Source organism: Shewanella sp. SP2S2-4, from assembly GCF_031932025.1.
Classification (GTDB): Bacteria; Pseudomonadota; Gammaproteobacteria; order Enterobacterales; family Shewanellaceae; genus Shewanella; species Shewanella baltica.
The window spans coordinates 404,759-426,957 of record NZ_JAUOER010000001.1 but is presented as its reverse complement, the minus strand read 5'-3'; the positions used below and the strand labels follow the sequence as shown (position 1 = coordinate 426,957).

The following is a 22,199-nucleotide window of genomic DNA, read 5'->3' as shown; positions in this document are numbered from 1 at the left end:
TGCAGTAGTACTGGTAATAAAAAGTACCTCAACTTAATTTTATAGGGCTTCATGTTCGCTGTAGTAGACAAAATTATGAGTATCCTAATTGATTTCGTTTAGATAACCCTATAATGGTTATCACAATCATTACAATGTAATGTGTAGGTCTCTTTAGCTTTAGTTATTTTCGTTTGTGTACTTTGACACTGTGGGCATGCTTGTTTCATTGGCGTGTTTTTGGTGCATTGATTGCATTTTATGTAGTAACCAAACTTACCGTACATTGGAGTGTAGTTTGTTGATTCTCCGCAATGTTTGCAGCAAAGAATGCTGTTTGTTGTTGGTTGCGTTATTGCTTGGTTCTTTGCTTCTGCCACTTTGTTAACGTCAAAGGAGGCAACAGGCTCTTTGACTTGTCGTGTTTCAGTGGGAGGTATTTCAGTTGTTGCTTGATATGGGTCTATATGTCGATCGATTAAGAATTTAGCAATTGAATTAAGTTCTTCTTGATTAAAATCTGGGCGGGTATCACTCATATTTATCAGTCGGAAGAATTTGCTTTTAAGATTCATGATCTTTTCAAGCTTCTCGACTAAAAATTCGGTTTTAACTAATTGCTCTGAAACTGCCGTAGGCATAGTTTCTCTGTTGATTACCGCGTCGCTTGAGACCGCGCATAAATGATCCCAGCAGCGCATACCGAAACCTTGTTGTTTTATCCCGAGTAACTTACCGAGTATTTCACTTCGATGCTGTTTTAGCATTTCTTTAAGCAGCGATTGTTGCAGTTCAACTTGCTTGATTGGTGATGGCATACCAAACCAGTTATTGCCGTGACTGCGAGTCCATTCGCCATGTTGGTTTACATCCACTTGACCTTTTATGCTTTTAGACTCAATTAAAACAAAACCATAGGGATAAATAATTAGGTGATCAATTTGCGCGGTTTCGTTGTTAAAGGTGAATCGAAAATCATTGATGACCAACACTTCTGGATGATCTTTGAAGGCGCGACGCAAATAGAAGGCAACATCCTGTTCTTGTTTTTGACCCGCGATAGCCTGTGGTGTTTGGGTATTTTGAAGTGTTTTGGTTTTTAGAATCATTTATCAACAGCGTCCATTCATAACTTGATAATAATCAGCCTCATAATACCCACTTTGCCATTGAAAGATAAAGACAAAAATCGCTAAACGTTAACGTAGCTCAAAGATGGGAAAGTACAAATCTTTGGGGAGTTACATCCAACACAGAAGTTACAGAAGTTCACCTTCCCCTGCGAAGTTGCTGAAGGGCGTTGAAGACTCTTTATTGAAAGAATGGCGCGTGACGCAGACAGGATGTCTGCGTAGCTTTCGGGGGGAAGGGGCGAATGAAAATCGGTGATTTTCGCGCTTATGAGCGAGAGGCAGGGACTGCCGAACTGGGGGGCTTTACATGGATGTAAAGCGGAGCCATCGGAAGCGTTAGCTATTTTCGAATAAGCACGAAGCCAGTATTCAATGCATGTAACTTCGCTAGGGGCGTCTTGGAGAATCCAAGGAGGACAGGACGAGCAGTCCTCCTTGGTCGGGTGTGGGTTGAAGAACCACGACTTTGATTCACCTCGGCCGTAAGGCCGCAATTACTCCGGCGGTAAAGCCGTATAAAACTCAAATGTCGCATTACGCGACAGCAAAAAAGCCACTGTGGTCAGTGGCTTTTATCATAAAAATCAAAGCTTAAGCGATTGAGCTTACTCTATATTTGGCTCTTCGCTGTAATCTAATCCATGGTAGCTTAGGCAAGCGTCGACTTCGTTGCTGCTGCCTAAAATCACCGCAACACGTTGGTGAATTTGCGTTGGTTGAATATCCAGAATGGTTTCATAACCCGTTGAGGCTTTACCGCCGGCTTGTTCGACTAAAAAAGCCATTGGGTTGGCTTCGTACATCAAGCGCAGTTTGTAAGGCTTTTTCGGATCTTTATTGTCGGTCGGGTAAGTGAAAATACCGCCACGGGATAGCACGCGGTGTACATCGCCGACCATGGCAGCAATCCAGCGCATGTTAAAGGATTTTTCGCGTGGGCCTATTTTACCGAGCAGTAAATCGGCAATATAGGTCTGCATTGGCGCTTCCCAAAAACGTTGGTTCGACATGTTAATGGCAAACTCTTGGGTATCTGGGCTAATGCTCATGGCCGCGTTGGTCAGTAAAAATTCGTTGGTTTCTGGGTGTAGGGTAAAGAGTTGCACGCCTTGGCCTGTCGTGAGGGCGAGCATGGTTGATGGGCCGTAGAGCACATAACCTGCGGCTAACTGATTGCGGCCCGATTGCAAAAAGCTTGTTTCAGTTAACTCGCCAGCAGGGGCGGGCCCCTTTGTTGCTGGTAATATGGAGAAAATGGTGCCGACTAACGAGTTGATATCAATGTTAGATGAGCCATCGAGCGGGTCGAAACACACTAGATATTGGCCATTTGGGCTGACTTCAACCACATGATCTTCTTCTTCCGATGCCAAACCGCGCACTGTACCGTCAGCTTTTAATGCATCTTTGAGCATGTCGTTGGTGATGATATCCAGTTTTTTCTGGGTTTCACCTTGGACGTTTTCTTGCTCAGTCGCGCCTAACACGCCTGCAAGCGCACCGTGGCGAACGGCATGGCTAATGGCTTTTGAGGTGTCGGCTAAGGTTAAAATCAGGTGGGAAAGGGAGTCGTTCACTGCCTGTGAGGTCAGGTGCTGGGCCAGAGTCTGCATGTTATGTCCTTTAGAGGTTCAACAATGAGGTCAATTTCGTTATTTGCCGCGAATGATAACTCAGTTAGTCGACAATTTCAGCGATGTTGCTGATGCTTTTAGCGAATATTAGGGCTTTTAGGGATTATTTGGACTGAGCCGACGAGATGCTCCTAATTTGTATCTGTATATTGCATGCTATTTCTATTTGGGGTTTGCCTCTGGCACAATGTCGGCTTGTTTTTAATCGCTGACATCTTAGGCGATTATACTTCCAAGGAATAATAATGATTAAAAATAGGTTAACTTGGTTCCCTGCGTGCTCACTTAAGGTGCGCGCCGTTCCCCTACTGATAGCGAGCCAAATGGCCATGATTTCGACTGCTATGATTTCAACAACCACCCCAGCTTTGGCAATGGAAGGTGGCAAACTGCCACTGACGATTGAGCGAATGAATGCCTCACCTGCCTTAGCGGGCACCAGTCCCCGTGGCTTAAAATTGTCACCCGATGGGCTGCGGGTTACCTATCTTGCTGGCCGTAAAGATAATCAAAGTTTTTATGATCTCTGGCAGATGGATGTCAAAACTGGTGAGTCGAGCCTGCTATTAAATGCCGATAAACTCGCGACCAATGAATTATCCGATGAAGAAAAAGCGCGCCGCGAACGCCAACGTATTTATGGCGAAGGGATTATGGAGTACTTCTGGGCCGATGATAGCCAAGCGCTATTAATTCCCGCTTCTGGCAATCTGTATTACTTTTCCCTCGTCGACAATAGCGTGACTCAATTGCTGATTGGCGAAGGGTTTGCCACAGATGCACGCTTATCGCCCAAGGGGCATTTTGTGTCTTTCGTGCGGGATCAAAATTTGTATGTGTTAGATCTGACGACGAAAAAACTCCAAGCTATGACGACCGATGGCGGCGGGGCAATTAAAAATGCCATGGCTGAGTTTGTCGCTCAAGAAGAAATGGATCGCATGACCGGTTACTGGTGGGCGCCCGATGAATCGGCTATCGCCTTCACCCGTATCGACGAATCTGCGGTCGAGCAAGTGACGCGCAATGAGATCTATGCCGATGGCATTAAACTTACCGAGCAGCGTTACCCAGCCGCAGGTAAAAACAACGTCGACATCGCATTAGGTGTGGTCACGCTAAAAGATAAGGCCATCAATTGGGTGAGCCTGCGCGAAGAGAATAGCAAAGACAAGAGCAAAGACATTTACCTGCCGCGTGTCGATTGGTTGCCCGATAGCAAACACTTGTCGTTCCAGTGGCAGAGCCGCGATCAACATCAGCTCGATTTGCAGTTAGTGGCGTTAGATGCACTGACTAAGCCAAAAACCTTAGTGAAAGAACGCAGTGATGCTTGGGTAAACCTCAATAACGATCTGCATTTCTTAAAACAGCAGTCTGCCTTTATTTGGGCGTCTGAGCGTGACGGCTTTAATCATCTATATCTTTTTGACTTAAAAGGCAAACTCAAAACGCAATTGACTAAGGGCGAGTGGGCTGTCGATGAGTTGGAATACATAGATGAAACCGCAGGCTGGGTGTATTTCACCGGCCGTAAAGACACGCCAATTGAAAAACAGCTTTATCGCGTGCCTTTAGCGGGCGGCAAGGTTGAGCGCGTGAGCAAGCAAGCGGGGATGCACAATCCTGTTTTCGCCGATAATCAGAGCGTATATCTGGATTATTTCAACAGCTTATCTCAGCCACCGCAAATCAGTTTACACGGTGACGAGGGCCAGCAACTGGCTTGGGTCGAGCAAAATGCGGTTAAGCAAGGTCATCCTTTATATGATTATGCGGGACTATGGCAAATCCCTGAATTTGGTGAACTGAAAGCCGAAGATGGCCAAGTGCTGCAAACCCGTTTATTCAAACCCGTTCCCTTCGATGCAAGCAAGAAATACCCTGTCGTAGTGCGAGTTTACGGTGGGCCGCACGCCCAGTTAGTGACTAATAGCTGGAGTGAGCAGGACTACTTGACCCAGTATCTGGTGCAACAAGGGTATGTGGTGTTCCAGTTGGATAACCGCGGCAGCGCCCACAGGGGCACAAAGTTTGAGCAAGTGATTTACCGTCACTTGGGTGAAGCTGAAGTCAAGGATCAAAAAGTGGGAGTGGACTATTTACGCAGTCTGCTATTTGTCGATGCCGATAATGTGGCAATTTACGGCCACAGTTACGGCGGTTACATGGCCTTGATGAGTCTATTTAAGGCGCCCGATTACTTTAAAGCCGCGATTTCGGGGGCTCCTGTCACCGACTGGCGCTTATATGACACCCATTATACTGAGCGTTATTTAGCTCATCCCGAGGGGAATGAAAAGGGTTATGAAGCCAGCAGCGTGTTTCCCTATGTGAAAAACTATCAATCGGGTCTGTTGATGTATCACGGTATGGCCGATGATAACGTTTTGTTTGAAAACAGCACTCGGGTTTATAAAGCACTGCAGGATGAAGGCAAGTTGTTCCAGATGATCGATTATCCTGGATCTAAACATTCGATGCGTGGCGAGAAAGTGCGTAATCACTTATATCGCTCACTGGCAGATTTCCTCGATAGACAGCTGAAAAGCGCTAAGTAGCGCTAAGTAGCGCGAGATAGAGAGCGGGCCTGCTTGCGTATGCCATACGTTGTAGGCTCGCTCCTTGTTTAGCTCTTACATCACTCGCTCTCATTAGCGCTGATAGGTGGAGCTTGTTTTATAATTATACTTCTGTTTTATAAGAATATTTTCGTCTCTATTTTGGACATCGGCTTTGCCATCAGTCTGACTCTTAACTCTGTAAGCGTCGCCTATTAATCTGATTCGCTAAATTTTAGACATAAAAAAACCAGATCCTAGGATCTGGTTTTTTGTGAATTGATGCTTATCGAATCAATCCTGTTGCTAATGCGAGTGTCGCTTAGCGGGCAATTAGCCTTCTAAGTTACCGCAAAAGCGATAGCCTTCACCGTGAATAGTCGCGATGATTTCTGGCGTATCTGGCAAGCTTTCGAAATGCTTGCGGATACGACGGATAGTCACGTCTACAGTACGATCGTGTGGCTTAAGTTCACGGCCAGTCATTTTCATCAGTAGATCGGCACGAGTCAAAATTTTGCCTGGGTTTTCAACAAAGTGCAGCATAGCGCGGAATTCGCTACGTGGCAGTTTGTAAGACTCACCCTGCGGGCTCACTAATGAACGGCTGTTGATCTCTAAGCTCCAATCGTTGAAGCGATAGTATTCTACTGAGCTCTTTTCTTCGACTTCGGCACCAGCGCTGTTGACGCGAGTCAGAAGGTTACGAGCACGAATCGTCAATTCACGTGGGTTGAACGGCTTGGTAATATAATCGTCCGCGCCAATTTCAAGTCCAAGGATTTTGTCGACTTCGTTGTCACGACCTGTCAGGAAGATCAGACCGATGTTGTTGATTTCACGTAGTTCACGTGCCAACAACAGGCCATTCTTGCCTGGCAAGTTAATGTCCATAACGACCAAGTTAATTTTGTTTTCCTGCATAGCCTTATGCATTTCTGCGCCATCATTGGCCTCAGTTACCACATACCCTTCTGCCTCGAAAATACTTCTCAGCGTGTTACGGGTAACGGCTTCATCTTCAACGATCAGAATGTGCGGATTTTGCATATTATTTACCTAAATTTTAATCAGTTTATACTAACCAATAAGAGCAACTTACTTCGGGCTCTTATATTCATAAAAGCGTTGATACTTCCTTGAACTGCTTTGTGCTCAAAAGGAAAATCTTTACGGTGACATCTATATCTGGATGTAGATTAAGTGCACGTTTAAGTGTAATACGAGAAAACGTAATCAGTACCAACTTCGATAAGCAATAGTTAGAATAAGTTCCTTAACTATTGTTTTTTTTAAATGTTTAAAAGACAAATCAAATGTAGAACACATTTTAAACAGATGCCCGGTCAGTTCACGTTACTTAAAGCGATATATGTAACAAACTGTATTGAACGATAAGCATCTTGCTCAATCTGTTTCAACTCACCAGTACGTACATTGTACTCGTTTTAGTCATTTGTTAACAAATGAAATGTTAACAAATTTTAGGTGAGTCGGGGTTTTTACCATGATATTTACTTTAGCTATTGATTAGTATAACTAATGTATTTGCCATTCCTGTGAGCCAGTTCACGCCTCTTTGGATTTTACAATCACTCTGCTACACTAGCTTGGGTTCATTTTTCGATTAGACTACCAATGGACAATACGACTCAAGATTTGTGGCAATGTTACCAAGCGCCGTTATTTTTGCTGACTCAAGCATTATCCTATGATTTTTCCTTTGCTGTTATTACCGCTCATAATCCCGCTTCAAAGCTGCTTTCTCCCAGTCAAAACCGTTTACTCGATCGCCAACTTCTCCGTGAAATTGAATTACTCGGCAGTCTCTATCGTGCTTTAGTGGGCGCGGCGCCGGATTTATCCCACATGGAAAAAAGCTGGGCCGTGTTTATCGATAGAACGATGGCGTTGCAATTGGGGAAGAAATTTAATCAGTACGCGATTTATGTAGTCGAACAAGGGGAGGTGAGCTTAGTGCCTTGCACTTTGGCCGGACATGATGAAGTGTGTTTAGGCAAATTTAGTGATTATGTGCAGCTGGTATACGAGTTGCCCGATTTAAGCACTTAGTTGTTTTCAAAAGATTTTATTTAAATTATTCATTTGTTATGAAATTAGCATTGACTTCATTAGGGGTTTATTGCTACTTTTTTCGTCCCTTTCCCTAGGAAAGGAACAGAAGAGGAGCGTTAACTAGGTAGTCGGTCAGAGGAGCACAAACTCCAGCGATGACTGATGAGGGAGATTAACGCCGAGGCATAGATATGGTTGTTGCATATTTATGTCGGTCGATCAGGCTGAATCCTGACGATTGTCACCTGTAATTGGTGGAGAGCTTCTGGTGACGATTGCTGTTTCCCTTCTTTTGGGGTGCGTTATCATTGAGCACCAGGCTCTTCGAACGAAGTTAGTTCGGAGTGTGATCATGTTAGTTAATCAATATTTTATTCAATCTGCGTTTATTTCTTGCCCTACGTGTTTCACGGAGGTGCGCTAATGTCCCTCGTTGTCGCAAAATTTGGTGGCACCTCAGTCGCCGACTATAACGCTATGAATCGCTGTGCCGACATAGTGTTAGCTAATCCTCATTGCCGTTTAGTCGTGGTCAGCGCTTCGAGTGGCGTGACCAATCTGTTAGTGGAATTGACCCAAGAATCGATTAACGACGATGGTCGATTACAGCGATTAAAACAAATTGCCCAAATTCAATATGCGATTTTAGATAAGCTCGGTCGTCCTAACGATGTGGCCGCCGCATTAGATAAATTATTGAGTCGCATGTCAGTATTGAGTGACGCGCTCGCATCGCAACGCAGCAAAGCGACCATGGATGAGTTGTTGTCCCTCGGTGAGCAATGTTCTTCGGCGTTGTTTTCAGCAGTCATCCGCGAGAAAGGTGTTAACTCCAGCGCCTTCGATGTACGCCGAGTATTACGTACCGACAGCCACTTTGGCCGCGCGGAACCTCAGGTTGAGCAGATTGCGACTTTAGCTCGTGATTATCTACAGCCACTGTTAGCGGAACAAGTGATTGTCACACAAGGCTTTATCGGTGCCGATGAAGCAGGTCAAACGACCACGTTAGGTCGCGGCGGTAGTGATTATTCTGCTGCGTTGTTAGCCGAAGCGTTACGCGCCTCAGCGGTCGAGATTTGGACCGATGTAGCGGGGATTTATACAACGGATCCGCGTCTTGCGCCCAATGCCTTTCCGATTGCCGAAATCAGTTTTAATGAAGCCGCCGAGATGGCCACCTTTGGTGCCAAGGTATTGCATCCTGCGACCATTCTTCCTGCTGTCCGTCAACAAATTCAAGTGTTTGTGGGTTCAAGTAAAGAGCCTGAAAAGGGCGGAACTTGGATCCGTCATCAAGTGGAAGATGCGCCCGTATTTCGCGCTGTGGCTTTGCGCCGCGACCAAACCCTGTTAAATCTTCACAGTTTGCAAATGCTGCATGCGCAGGGCTTTTTAGCGGAAACCTTTGCGACATTGGCGCGACATAAGATCAGTGTGGATTTAATTACCACCTCAGAAGTGAACGTGTCTCTAACCCTCGATAAAACTGGCTCAGATTCAAGTGGCCAAGGTTTGTTGAGTGAGGCATTGTTGCAAGAATTATCACAGCATTGCCGGGTGCGCGTCGAAGATGGATTAGCCTTAGTGGCGATTATCGGTAACCGCATTGCGACCACGCCGGGTATTTGTCGCCGTGTGTTTGAAGTGTTAGAACCACACAATGTGCGGATGATTTGCCAAGGCGCCAGCCCACATAATCTGTGTGTGTTAGTGGCAGAATCGGAAGCGGCGCAAGTGGTGAAATCGCTGCATCAAAATCTGTTCGAAGGCGCTTAATATGCCGCCGACAACATCGTCCCTGCAAATTGGGGAGCTTGCCGCAGGGCAAGCGCTTACCTTGCCTATTTACCATTTTAAGCCGAGCGACGATAAGGCGACTGGCCCCAAAGTGTATATTCAGGCCAATGTACACGGCGCTGAAGTGCAAGGTAATGCGGTGATTTATCAGTTGATGAAGCAGCTCGAACTCTGTGACATCCGCGGTGAAATCACCTTAGTACCATTAGCCAATCCCCTTGGGATCAACCAAAAAAGTGGTGAGTTTACCCTCGGCCGATTTGACCCTATTACGGGGGCGAACTGGAATCGTGAGTATTTGAATCATGCTATCGATTTGCCAACTTGGTATAGCGAACATGCCAAGCTCAGTGATAACGAGCTGATCCAAGCTTATCGCAGTACTTTGGTTGAAGCCTGTCAGCAAAAATTACGGCATGAATGGGGCATTACAACCGGCCATAGGCTTGCGGTCAACTTGCAGATAATGGCCCATGGCGCGGATATAGTGCTCGATCTGCATACGGGGCCTAAATCCTGTAAGCACTTGTATTGTCCTGAATATGACTTAGCTGCCGCGCAGTTTTTGTCGATCCCTTATACGCTTGTTATCCCCAACACCTTTGGTGGTGCCATGGATGAGGCGGCGTTTTTTCCTTGGTGGCAATTAAGTGATTTTGCAAAAGCGCAGGGGCGAGATTTAGCCGTTGCTGTGTCAGCGTTAACCTTAGAATTGGCGAGCCAAGAGCGCGTCTGTCTTGAGGATGCGTTGGTTGATGCCCAAGGGATTTTGGCGTATTTAAGCCACCGCGGCGTGATCGCTGAAACCGTTGACCCCGCTAAAATGCAGCGCTTTGGTTGTTACCTTAAAGACTATAAAAAGTATCACGCACCAAGTTCAGGGTTAGTGGAATACCTCGCGCCAGTGGGTGAACCATTGACTGCGGGACAGCCCTTAGTGAATTTACTGCGAATGGATTTATACGGTACAGTGGATGAGCTAAAGACGCTCAGTTTGCCGCAGGACTGCGTGCCGATTTTGCACTTTGCTTCGGCATCTGTGCACCAAGGGACAGAGCTTTATAAAGTCATGACTCATGTGTTTGAGTTGCCGACGACATAATCGCCCGCTTAGAGCATAAGCATTAGCTCATAACATTCAGCTTATAAGAATGAACGAAAACAACGCCAATCCTAATCGATTGGCGTTGTTGTTTTTAAGGTGGCTATAACCACTTAAATCGATAAAACAGTGCCATCTGTAGGGCGACGAGTGAGATTAATATGCCGCAGAAGGTGGCGAAGGCCCATGTGTTGTCGGCGCCCGGTATGCCGCCAATATTGACTCCGAGTAAGCCCGTTAAAAAGCCCAATGGTAAGAAGATGGCCGACACTAAAGATAAGAAATATAAGCGCTTATTGAGCTGCTCCGATTGCTGACTGAGTAATTCTTCCTGAGTCACATTCGCCCTATCGCGCAGGGCATCGAGATCTTCAATGGTGCGGATAAGCTTATCGTTTGTTTCCCTGAGCTTAAGTCGCTCAGAATCGTTAAACAGACTAACTTGCTCGGAAATCATTTTTGAAAAGGCTTCACGCTGGGGCGCTAAATAGCGGCGAATGGCGACGGTTTGGCGGCGCAGTTCGGCGATATCGGTGCGTAAATCTTTAACATTGCCTGAGACGACGAGCTCTTCTAAATCAGAGAGTTGTTCTTCTAACTTATCGATGAACTCGACTTTACGGTTAGTGAGTCGCTCGCAGACAGCGACGATAAAGTCGCCCGTAGTTGCAGGCCCATTGCCCTCAAGGATCAGCTCGGCGACATCTTTAACCGACTGTAACTCGCGATCGCAGGTGGATATGATCCGCTGTTTATCGGCATAAATACGCACGGCCACCATGTCTTCGGGAGCTGAATTGGGGTTGAGGTTGACGCCGCGTAACGCGAGCAATATGCCTTCGCCGGCGATAACGGCGCGGGGGCGAGTATCTTGGGCGAGTAGGGCATCACTCTCAACCTTCGGCAGGCCGCTATTGAGTATCCAGTGGCGCGCCTTTTTATTGCGATAGCGAAGGTGCAACCAGAGTAGACCATCCTGCGGATCCCATTTTTCGATCTGTTCCAAGCTTAAGGTGGAACCCGCTTGGGCGCCGCTTAGCACTAAACTGTAGATAAATCCTTCGTGCATATCGCATTCCATATAACTTTCAAAATCATACAAACAAGCTAACTGATTTTGCCATGAAAATGAAGTCAGTACTCGTGCTTAACGGATATGAGGCCAACGCTAATAGAGTTATACCAATCACATTAAATATCTAATCAGTTCAGAGCCTCACAGGCATTTCAATCCAAGGCGCATTGGCGCAGGAATGGTCATTCCCTTTTTAGCCACTGCAACACGGGAGTGGGATGCCAGTGTGGCTCCCGAAGGGCGGCTGATGTTAACGGCGTGGCAACGCGCTTTATACTGCGTTTAAGGCTTTCGACAGAGCACCACTATGCCTTCAAGCCTTCGCCTTGCCTAAAGCGCGTTGAACTCCCGCTGAATGAACAGATATTTGGTACGATTGGTATTAAATCGGCTGTGCTGCGTGGGGCGAGCAACTTCGGCAAGGATAGGTTAAAATTAGCATTAGTAGGCTTAGAGCAAAGAGACAATAAAATGGAATACGAATTTCGGCGTAACAGTTTAACCGGCACTTTTCTGGCCAGCTTTAGCATGGATCATGAAGTGCTGGGGCAATGGTTTACAGAAGAATTAGGGCCTGAGTTAGCCAAAATTCAGCAAGTGTTAGACATGATTAGAGAAATTAAAACCGATAAACGCGGTGCATGGCGTCTCGTCGGTAATGATTTCACCTTAGAGTTAGAGCGTGAACAGGCGCGGGTGTTTGCGAATACGTTAGGTTTCGAGCAAGAGTATGAATTAGAAGAGGCGATGTCACTCTATGATGCTGAATCTGAAGCCTATTGTGGCTTAGAGGATTTTGAGCTGGCGCTACTGAGTTGGCAGCAGTTTGTCGAGAAAGGTCTGTAATCATCCATTTAAATCCTATTCGATAAAAACATAAAGGCAATCATGGGATTGCCTTTATTGTTTGCGCCATACCTCGCTAAACTCAGGGATTATTGATTAAGGTAGCGCACCGCCATTTCGGTTCTCGACTTGGCATTGGCTTTACGCAGTAGGTTTTTCACATGCACTTTGACTGTGCCTTCACTAATGTGTAAATGCTCTGAAATCATCCTATTACTTAAGCCTTCCGCCAGTTGCTCTAGAATTTGCAGCTCCCTTGGCGTCAGGCTCGAAATCCATTCTTGCTCATCGGTCGCATCTTTTAGCTCGTAGAGGTATTCCTCCACTTCATCGCTGATAACTCTGTGGCCAAGCATGGCATTTTTGAGTTTTTCGAGCAGTAAATCGGGCTCAGTATCTTTGAGCAAATAGCCGTCGGCTCCGGCGCGTAGTAAGCGGATCACATCTTGTTTGGCATCGGAAACTGTGAGTATCACTATGCGCGAGGTGACGCCCTCTTGGCGCATGGCATTGAGCGTATCTAGGCCTGTCATGCCTTTCATATTCAGATCGAGCAAAATAATGTCGGGTTCATCGGTGGCGACGGCGGTTAATGCGTCTAAACCGCCACCAGCTTCACCAAAAAGGCTGAAATCAGGATCTGAGGCAATGAGCTGGCAGATGCCTTTGCGTAACAGGGGATGGTCATCGACCACAAGTACGGAATAAGGTTTACCCATTTGAAGGCTCCTGTTGAGAGGGGAAAATAAGTGTCACTCGAGTACCACTTGAACCTTTGCTGTGCTGCACAAGGTTGAATGAATGGTTAGGCTTGAGTGTATCGTCTTGTTCGTTGCATCCTTGCTCAATCGTGGTTGCCGTAGCAGGTTTAAATCTGCTTATCTCGTTGTCGCTAAATATGACTTTACCTGAAAGTTTGCTGGCTCGCTCATGCATAATCCCTATGCCAAAGTGTTGATCTCGTTCTTTTAAATGTCCAATACCTATGCCGTTATCGCAAACATTGATATTGACCATGCCCTCGTCATCCTTATAACAATGGATATTGATGAGGCTGGCCTCGGCGTGTTTGATGGCGTTTAGAGTCGCTTCTCGCGTGATCTGCAGTATGTGAATATGCTGCTTTGCCTCTAACCATTGTGGTGCAAGTTTATAGTCTAAGGTGATCTTGATATTCGTCTTGGCTCTGAGCTGCTCGAGCATAGCCTCTAGGGCACTTTTTAGATCGGGTTCTTTAATTGTGAGTCTAAAGGTCGACAGCAATTCCCTGAGCTGCACATAGGCAGTGCTCACGCCTTCATTGATTTCGGTTAATTGAGCCTCAATTGTTGGGTTGCGGCAGCTGTGATCTAAGTTTTTGCGTAATAAGCTAATTTGGATTTTAAGGAAGGACAGCACTTGACCTAAGGAGTCGTGTAATTCCCGTGCGATTACGCCGCGTTCCTCCATCAGTGCCAGTTGTTGCCTTTGCTCTGTGGCGTTGTGGATCACGATTGAGCGAGTCAGCATAATCGCGAAATTTTTAAATAGCGCGATATTCGGTGTTTGATCGGCAATCAACTCTAAGTAGCCCAGATTTGCTTGCTCAAATTGTAGCGGGAAACGGGTACTCTCTTGAGTCATATCTGGCCAGCCGCCATCGGCCTCAATCACTTCAAGCTCTTGCTCTGGATACTGGATAATGAGCCTAAGGTAGTCGAGTGACTCATAGCCTTTTAACTGATTTAGTGCCGCTTTGAGCGCTTTGTAATCGAGCTTATTTGCGTTTAATGTCAGTAGGTTATCGTATAAAAATGCCAGCTCATTGTTGGCCCGAGTGAGTGCTAAGGTTTTCTCTGCCACCTGCGACTCTAAATCGCCATAAAGCATAGCGAGTTCCTTGGCGGTTTTTTGCAGGGCATGGGTGAGCGCTGTGAGTTCGATATATTCGGTTTCGGGCATTTCGATTTCAAAATTGCCTTTAGAAATAGTATTCGCCGATTCCATAAGCTTTTGCAGTGGGATTACCACTTTCTTCTTAGTAAAACGCACCGCCACAAAGGCGATAATGAGCATGACGCTTAAGCCTAATATTTGGCTGGCGGCGAGGAGCCTGAGTTTAAAGGCGGCGTGGTGCTCCATCTCCAATACCAGTAAATCTATGGTGTCGACAAAGTCCTTAAGTGACGCCACATAGTCGCGGGAGTTTTCTTGCTCTATGTAGTATTTCATCACCAGCCATTTATCGATCACGAGCTGGTATTGATCGGCAATCTTACGTGGACTAAACCAACTATCTGAAGGCTTTAAGGTATCGGAATAGAGGGTGTTTTCGAATTCGATGATTTTATCGAGCGCAGCATCACTGCCAGAGTTGGCGTAAAACATCAATCGGTAGCTTTGCATCCGCAAAGAACCCGAGGCGTTAATCGCCTTAGCGTCGCCCAAGCTGTAAGACAAATTGATGATAGCAAAGGTCGATAAACTGCTAGAAAGCAGAATGAGTACTAACATTAATCCTAAGATTTTTGAGGTTAGACTGCCTCGTTTCATTAATCCGCTATTCATTTTAATGGCCGCTGTTATGGCACTTTGCAGTGGTTTTTACATTAGAAAATAATGTAATACATTAACAAAAGTATAGAAGTGTGAACAACAACACCTTTACATTTTGATCTAGCGCAAACTTCGACCTAGATACCCCCTAAGAGGTATATGTTTAGCGGGATTAAGTCACTAAGTTTGACCATGGAGATGTCGTGATTTACAACAATAATGCAACACGGAGATGAGATGATGAAGAAGATGACAGGTAAGTCCTTTGCACTAAGTGCACTGGTTGCCGCCAGCTTCATGGCGGCGGGCGCAATGGCGAGTGATAAAACTGAGCCTCGCAACGAAGTTTATAAAGACAAATTTGCTAATCAATACGCTAGCTGGCATGACACAGATAAAAGCACTGAAAATACCGATGTGTTAGCCTCGGACCCGAGCTTAGTCGTGCTGTGGGCAGGTTATGGTTTTGCGAAAGATTACAACGCACCACGTGGCCACATGTATGCCATTACGGATGTGCGTAACACTCTGCGAACTGGCGCACCAGCCAACGCGGAAGATGGTCCAATGCCTATGGCTTGTTGGAGCTGTAAGAGCCCTGATGTACCTCGCTTAATTGAAGAGCAAGGCGAAGATGGTTACTTTAAAGGTAAATGGGCCAAGGGCGGCCCAGAAGTCGTCAATACTATAGGCTGCGGCGACTGCCATGAGAAAGGCACGCCTAAACTGCGTATCTCTCGCCCCTTTGCTGAACGTGGTATGGAAGCATTAGGTACACCGTTTGCCAAAGCGTCTAAAAAAGACAAGCAATCTATGGTCTGCGGTCAGTGTCACGTTGAATACTATTTCGAGAAAAAAGAAGGCAGAAAAGGTTTCGTTAAATTCCCTTGGGATATGGGCACAACCGTTGAGCAAATGGAAACCTATTACGACGGTATTGAGTTCTCCGACTGGACGCATGCGCTGTCTAAAACCCCTATGTTAAAAGCGCAGCACCCTGGTTATGAAACTTGGAAACTCGGTGTTCATGGTAAGAACGATGTGAGCTGTGTTGATTGTCACATGCCAAAAGTGACTAACGACAAGGGTCGTAAGTACACAGATCATAAAGTGGGTAACCCATTTGATCGTTTTGAAGAAACCTGCGCGACGTGCCACAGCCAAAGTAAAGAGTTCTTAGTCGGCTTGACCAACGAACGTAAAGCGAAAGTAAAAGAGCTTAAAGGCCGCGCCGAAGCACAACTGGTGAAAGCGCACTTTGAAGCCGCAGCCGCTTGGAAAGCGGGTGCAACTGAAGCGGAAATGAAGCCTATTCTAACCGATATCCGTCATTCACAATGGCGTTGGGACTATGCGATTGCTTCACACGGCGCTGCTGCTCACGCTCCTGAAGAAGTCTTACGTATTTTAGGTACCGCGGTAGATAAAGCGGCTGATGCGCGGGTTAAATTAGCGCAACTGTTGGCGAAAAAAGGCATCACAGATCCTATCGCGATCCCTGATATTTCGACTAAAGCTAAGGCACAAGCCGCTTTAGGTATGGACATGGAAAAAATGAATGCTGAGAAAGAAGCATTTAAGAAGGACATGTTACCTAAGTGGGATGAAGAAGCGAAAAAACGCGAAGCCACTTATAAATAATACTTAAGTAGACTTCAAAATAATAAAAAGCTCCTATATAGGGAGCTTTTTTATATCCTTTATTAAAGGGTAAATATTAAATTTTTATTTCAATTCTATATTTTTTGCATTAAGGTGTGCTCCGCTAGGAGAGCAGGTTCGTTTAAATAAAAAATTTAAATGGATATTAATGATAATGGAATAAGCAATGCTGAGATTGTTTCTTCGTTATCTTCATCTTTTACTCCTAGCTTATAATCATATAAGGGAATACTTTGATGAAAAAAATTACCGCGCTTGCAATATTATTAGGTTTCGTAAGTGTTAATGCCGCTGCTGCACAAGATAACTCATTTCAGCATGAAGCAGGCCTAAAATATAGCGCAAATTCTGAAGAGTTCAGCGATGGTCTGTGGAACGCGAATTATCGTTACTACATTAGCCCAGTTGACCAAACTAAAGGTCCTTATGCGCTTAATGGATTTTTAGCTCAAACGTCTAATGTTGGTGTTAATTACAGCAATTATGATGAATCAGATTTAGATACCATTGGTGTTGATGGCACTTATGTATTTGCTTCTAAATGGTTTATTGCTGCTAACTATCAACGTTCTGAAATCGGCAGTTTTGACTGGAACACCTACGGTGCAGAAGTCGGTTATTACTTCAACGATAGCTCTGCAGTATCTGCTTTCTATAACGATGGCAGCGATAGCATCGAAGAATCATACGGTTTAAAAGTGCGTAGCTTTATTGCACTGCAATCAACCACTGGTGTTGATTTGAGCGCAAACTGGACACATCAAGATTCTGACGACACATTCAATTTAGGTGCTGATTGGTATGTGACTAAATCATGGTCTGTTGGTCTAGGTTATACTGATGATGGTCATGATGATACTTTCGTATTAAAAACCGCTTATTGGTTACGTCTATCTGATAGCTTCTCTGCAAACTTTGAGTTAGCTAGAGAATTAGATTCCGATGCTGATGGTGTATTTATTGGTTTAGGTCTGACTGGTCGTTTCTAATTTAATAATTGTAACGATATTTTAATATAAAGGTCACAAGTTAATGTGACCTTTATTATTTTACCCTGAATAAATTTAAGACTGTTTTATCAGTTTTAATAATGCCCTAAAGCGCTCGCCTTGGGCCTGATGTTGTAATTCAAATAATAGTGATTCAACGTTCGTTAATAAGGCGCCTCTGGCTGTCATCATCTGAATACCCAGTTGTTTATTCTCAGCACTGCGTGACGAGACGCCGTCTGCGACGAGATGCACCGAATATTGCTGCTCTATAAGGTCACAACAGGTTTGATAAACACAAACATGGGTTTCAATGCCCGCCAGTATGACGTGTTTACGATTTGTCTTAGTGAGTGCCTGTGCAAACTCTTCACAGTGCCAACCGCTAAAATGTTGCTTGGCAATGGGGGAGCCGGTTTTCTCTAGCAAGGTTTGAAGCTCAGGACTGGTTGCTCCGAGTTTATCGGGTAGCTGTTCTAACCACAGTATGGGTATTTCAAATAATTGTGCACCTTGGATTAAGGTCTGTAGTTGTTGGTGCAGCTTGTCACTGTTATCCATGATTTGTGCAAGTTTTCCCTGCACATCGACGATAACGAGAACACATTCTTCGGGTTTTAACATCGGGCCTTCCTTCTGCGCTTGATGATTGTCTTAGTGATGATCTTCGCTTTTGTCTAAGAGCTTGTGCTGTGATGCTCAGATTTCATCTCGATTTACGCTTCCCCAGTAGACCCCAATTTAACCTTGTTACCAATAGGCCTAAGGTCGAATAGCTGTTGCACTTAAACTGCTCACTAAAAGAGTGCGTTGCACTTGTTTGTGCTCGATCATGGTGCATTTTTAACCTTTAAAAATAACCTTGTTTAGTTAAAGTTTAAAATAATCAGTAGGTTAAATTGTTGGCCTAATGATTGAATTACCTTTGATACAAGTTAATAACAATCGCGTTTTTTTGGAGGTCAGGATGAAACTAGTCAGCGCTATCATCAAGCCATTTAAGTTGGATGATGTCCGTGAAGCTATCGCCGGAATAGGTATTGAAGGCATGACGGTGACCGAAGTTAAAGGTTTTGGCCGTCAAAAAGGGCACACAGAGTTGTATCGTGGCGCCGAGTATCAGGTGGATTTTTTGCCAAAAGTAAAACTAGAAATTGCCACTAAGGCTGAAAATCTTGACATGTTGATTGAGGCCATCACCACGGCGGCTCATACGGGGAAAATTGGCGACGGTAAGATCTTCGTCGTCGACTTAGAACAAGCTATCCGTATCCGTACGGGTGAACTCGATACAGAAGCGCTATAAGGGGCTGACAATGGAAGAATTAACAAAATTAGGCGGCACAGTCACTGAACTACGCTTTGCACTCGATACCTTTTACTTTTTGATTTCTGGTGCGTTAGTTATGTGGATGGCGGCGGGATTCGCCATGTTAGAAGCGGGTTTAGTTCGCTCTAAAAACACCACTGAAATTTTAACGAAGAACGTTGTGTTGTACGCGATTGCCTGTGTAATGTATCTGCTGGTTGGCTACAACATCATGTATGTGGATAACACTGAAGGGGGTTGGTTACCATCGATTGGTACCTTAATCGGTTCTCAATCATCGGATGCGAGCCATGCATTAGAATCTGACTTCTTCTTCCAAGTGGTGTTTGTGGCAACGGCGATGTCAATTGTCTCTGGCGCTGTGGCGGAACGGATGAAGTTATGGGCTTTCCTGTTCTTCTCTGTGGTGATGACAGCGGTTATCTATCCAGTAGAAGGGTATTGGACTTGGGGCCAAGGTTTTATCTCTAAACTGGGCTTTGTGGACTTTGCCGGTAGCGGTATTGTGCACATGACAGGTGCGACGGCGGCGATTGCGGGTGTGTTATTGCTCGGTGCGCGTAAGGGTAAATATGGCCCTAACGGTCAAGTGAATCCTATCCCTGGCTCTAACTTGCCAATGGCAACCTTAGGTATGTTTATTCTGTGGATGGGCTGGTTTGGCTTCAACGGTGGCTCGCAATTAATGGTATCGGATGCGGCGAATGCGAGCTCAGTGGCAAAAGTGTTTGTTAATACCAATACTGCGGCGGCGTTCGGTGCTATCTCTGCGCTTATCGTGTGTAAGATGATTTGGGGTAAAGCGGATTTAACCATGATACTCAACGGTATTCTGGCGGGTTTAGTGGCGATTACGGCTGATCCGCTATCACCTTCACTGTTAATGGCGGGCGTGATTGGTGTGGTTGCTGGTGGTTTAGTGGTGTTCTCTATTGTGGGCTTAGATCGCATAAAGATCGATGATCCAGTGGGCGCTATTTCAGTACACGGCGTAGCTGGCTTCCTTGGTCTAATGTGTGTGCCATTATCCAACGCTGATGCGACCATTACTGGGCAGTTGACCGGTGCAGCCTTCATCTTTACTTGGGTATTCTGTTCATCCTTTGTGGTTTGGTATGCGATTAAGAAAACCATGGGGATCCGTGTGACTGAGGAAGAAGAATACAATGGTATGGATGCGTCTGATTGTGGTATCGATGCTTACCCAGAGTTTGTTACGGTTAAAAATGCTGGTTAAGTAAACTGGCGAATGAATGGTGATTCAACTTGATGCCTAGCGTGGATCGAGGGATAGTAAAGCAGAGCTTAGGCTCTGCTTTTTTATGGGGCTTGGTCATGGGTTAAGCTCAAGGCGGTTTAGAGTGGGGCTTAAGCAGGCTGCCGTGCATTACCTTACAGCATGATTTACCTACACTATTTACCTACAGTATTTACTGCATCAACAGAGGGGTGAACTATGAGCTTACATGCCACAGCTGTCGGTCAATTTACGCGACTCAGCCTTATCGTTATTGCTGGCTTGATATCAGTATCTGCCTTAGCAGGGGAAATCATAGTTAACCGCTCGAGTGAGCCTGTCGATGCCTTTGCTGTGCGTGATCAAGTGCTCAAGGATTTTGAGTGGCAGGAGTCGCTGCGTCGCCAGCAGCAGATCCAAATTCTGCAGGCTTTACCCTTAGGTTGTATTACTGTGATAAAGCCCTATCGCTATTTCACCTGTGGGGAACATTACTATCGGCCATACCATTACCAGCAGCGCGAATTATACATAGAGGTTGATCGACCTTCGCAGTAACTAACGTGCTAAATCACTTGCCGTTATTTTTTAACGATAGCGATTGTCATTTTTTGTAACCATTTTATGTCGTCTTTTTCGCCATTTGTAATAAGCTCAAATAGGAGCTAATGGTGTGGGAGGACATATGTCAAAACTATTCCGAGCCGTATACCTGAGTGCCATCATGGGCGCTGCACTCAGTCAGTTGTTCGCCTGTAGCTCGACGACCATCGAGCCTGATCCCTCTGATCTTGAGTCGCTACTTGCCGATTCACTGTTTTCCCCTATCGTCGATATTCCTTCAGTTGCGGATATTTTTTATTTGCCGCCAGAGGTGGTGACAGACGTAAAGCGTAGCTATGACAAATACACTTTTTCCCATAATAACGCCATGTTAGCCAACGAATGGTTAGCCAGTTATATCAATGCCAGCCAAACCAATAGCGCTAAAATTGATTTTCGCTACCAAGATAACCTGACCCAAATTGCCCGTGAAACCTACGCCCAAAGGGCAGGGAATTGCATGTCCTTAGTGGTCATGACTTCTGCGTTGGCGGATATATTGAATGTGGGCGCTGAGTATCAAGATATCGCTATTGAACCCGTATGGGACAAGCAAGGGGATTTCTATTTAATCAATGGTCATGTGAACTTACGCTTACTTCCGCCCGAGAATTTACATTCAGTCTATGTGTCATCCGCAGCAATCTTAGTGGACTTTATGCCTGAGCGCGCCCTACGAGGGTATGGTAAGACCCGAGTGAATAAGCAAACCTTGATCAGCATGTTTTACAATAACATGGCGGCAGAATCTTTAGTGAATGGCGATTTAGATAGGGCCTATGCCCTCATCAAAGCGGGTTTAAATGTCGGTCAGTTTGTCCCCTCACTCAATACGCTCGCCATTATTTATCGGCATAAAGGGGATGAGAAACGGGCCGAACAAGTGTATCGCTATGCGCTTAAGTTTGAGGCGAAAAATTTAACCACGCTTTATAACTTAGCTTTGATTTTAGGGGATCAGGGCCGGCTTGATGAATGGGCTGAAATCAATAAAGTGCTTGAATTAGCAAGGATACGTAATCCTTATTATTACTATGATATGGCGCAGCAAGCCTTCGATGAACATCAATACGACGAGGCTTTAGCATGGTATCAAAGGGCGTTGGCCAAAGCTGATTATCGGCATGAATTCTTCTTCGGTTTATCAAAAACCTATTGGGCGCTGGGGGATGAAAAGCGTGCCAAACTGAATATGGAAAAAGCGCTGGCTTTGAGCCGTGATGATTCAGAGCGTCATCGCTATCAAAACAAGTTACAAGTCATGCTGCACCATTAGTATTGGCCTGCTCTAGCATCCAGTTCTCTTGCGTAGAGAGCTGGATCAATTGCACTCATTCAAGCGTTTAGTCGTTAATACCTTAGCTGACAGGCATGGATAGCTCACTCGCACTTGCCGCAAGCATTCCCCGCTTGCTTTTTATCCGCCATATTCGATTTTGTTCATTAAGGCTGTGAGTTAGTCAGCATATTTGAATTTTGATTTTTTTAAAATATATTAAAACAATAAGTTATATTTGATTTTTTGAAATGGAGACAACTTGGTTGCATTGGCGCTTGAGACTCGATAAATTGAACTCAGTATTGCAGTTGAGATCCCTTATCGCAGCGATAGAAATAGCCTAAAACACCAGAGTTGG

General features: G+C 45.3%; 18 protein-coding genes and 1 riboswitch. Of the genes, 11 read left to right on the top strand and 7 right to left on the bottom strand.

The features are described from left to right. Positions 1-98: 98 nt before the first annotated feature. Both Q4Q54_RS01885 and Q4Q54_RS01880 read right to left on the bottom strand, forming a co-directional pair. On the bottom strand, positions 99-1,088 hold the full coding sequence (locus tag Q4Q54_RS01885) for an NERD domain-containing protein (protein WP_311890154.1): 990 nt from the start codon (positions 1,086-1,088) through the stop codon (positions 99-101). Positions 1,089-1,717: 629 nt separating this feature from the next. Beyond that, positions 1,718-2,725 carry a class 1 fructose-bisphosphatase gene (locus tag Q4Q54_RS01880; RefSeq protein WP_311987449.1) on the bottom strand — a complete coding sequence of 336 codons (1,008 nt, stop codon included), beginning with the start codon at positions 2,723-2,725 and terminating at the stop codon, positions 1,718-1,720. Positions 2,726-2,991: 266 nt separating this feature from the next. Between Q4Q54_RS01880 and Q4Q54_RS01875 the strand changes: the two genes are divergently transcribed. Further along, positions 2,992-5,307, top strand: coding sequence for a S9 family peptidase (locus tag Q4Q54_RS01875; protein ID WP_311987447.1), 2,316 nt, complete (start codon positions 2,992-2,994; stop codon positions 5,305-5,307). 333 nt (positions 5,308-5,640) lie between these two features. On the opposite strand, the gene arcA is transcribed toward Q4Q54_RS01875, so the two are convergent. Next, positions 5,641-6,357: a two-component system response regulator ArcA gene (gene arcA, locus Q4Q54_RS01870; protein ID WP_006080127.1), complete on the bottom strand. Its 717-nt coding sequence runs from the start codon at positions 6,355-6,357 to the stop codon at positions 5,641-5,643. Between the two features lie 588 nt (positions 6,358-6,945). Here arcA and Q4Q54_RS01865 point away from each other — a divergent pair. From Q4Q54_RS01865 to Q4Q54_RS01855, 3 genes are all read left to right on the top strand, one after another. Next, positions 6,946-7,380 (top strand): DUF3293 domain-containing protein, encoded by a 435-nt coding sequence (locus tag Q4Q54_RS01865; RefSeq protein WP_311987446.1) that lies wholly within the window; start codon positions 6,946-6,948, stop codon positions 7,378-7,380. A 101-nt stretch (positions 7,381-7,481) separates the two neighbouring features. After that, positions 7,482-7,656: riboswitch (Lysine riboswitch) on the top strand. A gap of 150 nt (positions 7,657-7,806) precedes the next feature. Next, positions 7,807-9,162 carry a lysine-sensitive aspartokinase 3 gene (gene lysC, locus Q4Q54_RS01860; RefSeq protein WP_063881752.1) on the top strand — a complete coding sequence of 452 codons (1,356 nt, stop codon included), beginning with the start codon at positions 7,807-7,809 and terminating at the stop codon, positions 9,160-9,162. 1 nt (position 9,163) lies between these two features. Continuing rightward, on the top strand, positions 9,164-10,285 hold the full coding sequence (locus tag Q4Q54_RS01855) for a M14 family metallopeptidase (protein WP_311987443.1): 1,122 nt from the start codon (positions 9,164-9,166) through the stop codon (positions 10,283-10,285). 103 nt (positions 10,286-10,388) lie between these two features. Here Q4Q54_RS01855 and Q4Q54_RS01850 read toward each other — a convergent pair whose 3' ends face one another. Continuing rightward, positions 10,389-11,354: a zinc transporter ZntB gene (locus Q4Q54_RS01850; RefSeq protein WP_012588585.1), complete on the bottom strand. Its 966-nt coding sequence runs from the start codon at positions 11,352-11,354 to the stop codon at positions 10,389-10,391. 477 nt (positions 11,355-11,831) lie between these two features. Between Q4Q54_RS01850 and Q4Q54_RS01845 the strand changes: the two genes are divergently transcribed. Then, positions 11,832-12,206 carry a YacL family protein gene (locus Q4Q54_RS01845; protein ID WP_311987472.1) on the top strand — a complete coding sequence of 125 codons (375 nt, stop codon included), beginning with the start codon at positions 11,832-11,834 and terminating at the stop codon, positions 12,204-12,206. 89 nt (positions 12,207-12,295) lie between these two features. Here Q4Q54_RS01845 and Q4Q54_RS01840 read toward each other — a convergent pair whose 3' ends face one another. Together Q4Q54_RS01840 and narQ are read right to left on the bottom strand one after the other, a co-directional pair. Beyond that, positions 12,296-12,925: a response regulator gene (locus Q4Q54_RS01840; RefSeq protein WP_006084162.1), complete on the bottom strand. Its 630-nt coding sequence runs from the start codon at positions 12,923-12,925 to the stop codon at positions 12,296-12,298. Next, positions 12,918-14,753 carry a nitrate/nitrite two-component system sensor histidine kinase NarQ gene (gene narQ / locus Q4Q54_RS01835; RefSeq protein ID WP_311905942.1) on the bottom strand — a complete coding sequence of 612 codons (1,836 nt, stop codon included), beginning with the start codon at positions 14,751-14,753 and terminating at the stop codon, positions 12,918-12,920. The genes Q4Q54_RS01840 and narQ overlap by 8 nt, the downstream gene beginning before the upstream one ends. A gap of 225 nt (positions 14,754-14,978) precedes the next feature. Here narQ and nrfA point away from each other — a divergent pair, with 225 nt between their 5' ends. After that, a complete protein-coding gene (nrfA, locus tag Q4Q54_RS01830) occupies positions 14,979-16,382 on the top strand; it encodes an ammonia-forming nitrite reductase cytochrome c552 subunit (RefSeq protein ID WP_006084160.1) in 1,404 nt (467 codons plus the stop codon). Between the two features lie 257 nt (positions 16,383-16,639). Continuing rightward, the gene (locus Q4Q54_RS01825; protein ID WP_063881746.1) at positions 16,640-17,392 is read left to right on the top strand and encodes a putative porin; all 753 of its coding nucleotides are present in this window, start codon (positions 16,640-16,642) and stop codon (positions 17,390-17,392) included. Between the two features lie 75 nt (positions 17,393-17,467). Here Q4Q54_RS01825 and Q4Q54_RS01820 read toward each other — a convergent pair whose 3' ends face one another. Continuing rightward, positions 17,468-18,016: a hydrolase gene (locus Q4Q54_RS01820; protein WP_311987440.1), complete on the bottom strand. Its 549-nt coding sequence runs from the start codon at positions 18,014-18,016 to the stop codon at positions 17,468-17,470. A gap of 343 nt (positions 18,017-18,359) precedes the next feature. Here Q4Q54_RS01820 and Q4Q54_RS01815 point away from each other — a divergent pair, with 343 nt between their 5' ends. The 4 genes from Q4Q54_RS01815 (at position 18,360) to Q4Q54_RS01800 (ending at position 21,838) form a co-directional block, all read left to right on the top strand. Further along, positions 18,360-18,698 (top strand): P-II family nitrogen regulator, encoded by a 339-nt coding sequence (locus tag Q4Q54_RS01815; protein ID WP_006080143.1) that lies wholly within the window; start codon positions 18,360-18,362, stop codon positions 18,696-18,698. Between the two features lie 10 nt (positions 18,699-18,708). Next, entirely contained in the window at positions 18,709-19,959 is a 1,251-nt protein-coding gene (locus Q4Q54_RS01810; protein WP_259574983.1) for an ammonium transporter, read from the top strand. A gap of 219 nt (positions 19,960-20,178) precedes the next feature. Then, the gene (locus Q4Q54_RS01805; RefSeq protein ID WP_311987438.1) at positions 20,179-20,517 is read left to right on the top strand and encodes a hypothetical protein; all 339 of its coding nucleotides are present in this window, start codon (positions 20,179-20,181) and stop codon (positions 20,515-20,517) included. A gap of 127 nt (positions 20,518-20,644) precedes the next feature. Further along, positions 20,645-21,838 (top strand): tetratricopeptide repeat protein, encoded by a 1,194-nt coding sequence (locus Q4Q54_RS01800; RefSeq protein ID WP_012197656.1) that lies wholly within the window; start codon positions 20,645-20,647, stop codon positions 21,836-21,838. Positions 21,839-22,199 lie beyond the last annotated feature (361 nt).

Excerpts from the sequence above, each read along its gene's own strand:
- Q4Q54_RS01885 (WP_311890154.1), bottom strand. The coding sequence starts at position 1,088 with ATGATTCTAAAAACCAAAACACTTCAAAATACCCAAACACCACAGGCT.
- Q4Q54_RS01880 (WP_311987449.1), bottom strand. The coding sequence starts at position 2,725 with ATGCAGACTCTGGCCCAGCACCTGACCTCACAGGCAGTGAACGACTCC.
- Q4Q54_RS01875 (WP_311987447.1), top strand. The coding sequence starts at position 2,992 with ATGATTAAAAATAGGTTAACTTGGTTCCCTGCGTGCTCACTTAAGGTG.
- arcA (WP_006080127.1), bottom strand. The coding sequence starts at position 6,357 with ATGCAAAATCCGCACATTCTGATCGTTGAAGATGAAGCCGTTACCCGT.
- Q4Q54_RS01865 (WP_311987446.1), top strand. The coding sequence starts at position 6,946 with ATGGACAATACGACTCAAGATTTGTGGCAATGTTACCAAGCGCCGTTA.
- lysC (WP_063881752.1), top strand. The coding sequence starts at position 7,807 with ATGTCCCTCGTTGTCGCAAAATTTGGTGGCACCTCAGTCGCCGACTAT.
- Q4Q54_RS01855 (WP_311987443.1), top strand. The coding sequence starts at position 9,164 with ATGCCGCCGACAACATCGTCCCTGCAAATTGGGGAGCTTGCCGCAGGG.
- Q4Q54_RS01850 (WP_012588585.1), bottom strand. The coding sequence starts at position 11,354 with ATGCACGAAGGATTTATCTACAGTTTAGTGCTAAGCGGCGCCCAAGCG.
- Q4Q54_RS01845 (WP_311987472.1), top strand. The coding sequence starts at position 11,832 with ATGGAATACGAATTTCGGCGTAACAGTTTAACCGGCACTTTTCTGGCC.
- Q4Q54_RS01840 (WP_006084162.1), bottom strand. The coding sequence starts at position 12,925 with ATGGGTAAACCTTATTCCGTACTTGTGGTCGATGACCATCCCCTGTTA.
- narQ (WP_311905942.1), bottom strand. The coding sequence starts at position 14,753 with ATGAATAGCGGATTAATGAAACGAGGCAGTCTAACCTCAAAAATCTTA.
- nrfA (WP_006084160.1), top strand. The coding sequence starts at position 14,979 with ATGATGAAGAAGATGACAGGTAAGTCCTTTGCACTAAGTGCACTGGTT.
- Q4Q54_RS01825 (WP_063881746.1), top strand. The coding sequence starts at position 16,640 with ATGAAAAAAATTACCGCGCTTGCAATATTATTAGGTTTCGTAAGTGTT.
- Q4Q54_RS01820 (WP_311987440.1), bottom strand. The coding sequence starts at position 18,016 with ATGTTAAAACCCGAAGAATGTGTTCTCGTTATCGTCGATGTGCAGGGA.
- Q4Q54_RS01815 (WP_006080143.1), top strand. The coding sequence starts at position 18,360 with ATGAAACTAGTCAGCGCTATCATCAAGCCATTTAAGTTGGATGATGTC.
- Q4Q54_RS01810 (WP_259574983.1), top strand. The coding sequence starts at position 18,709 with ATGGAAGAATTAACAAAATTAGGCGGCACAGTCACTGAACTACGCTTT.
- Q4Q54_RS01805 (WP_311987438.1), top strand. The coding sequence starts at position 20,179 with ATGAGCTTACATGCCACAGCTGTCGGTCAATTTACGCGACTCAGCCTT.
- Q4Q54_RS01800 (WP_012197656.1), top strand. The coding sequence starts at position 20,645 with ATGTCAAAACTATTCCGAGCCGTATACCTGAGTGCCATCATGGGCGCT.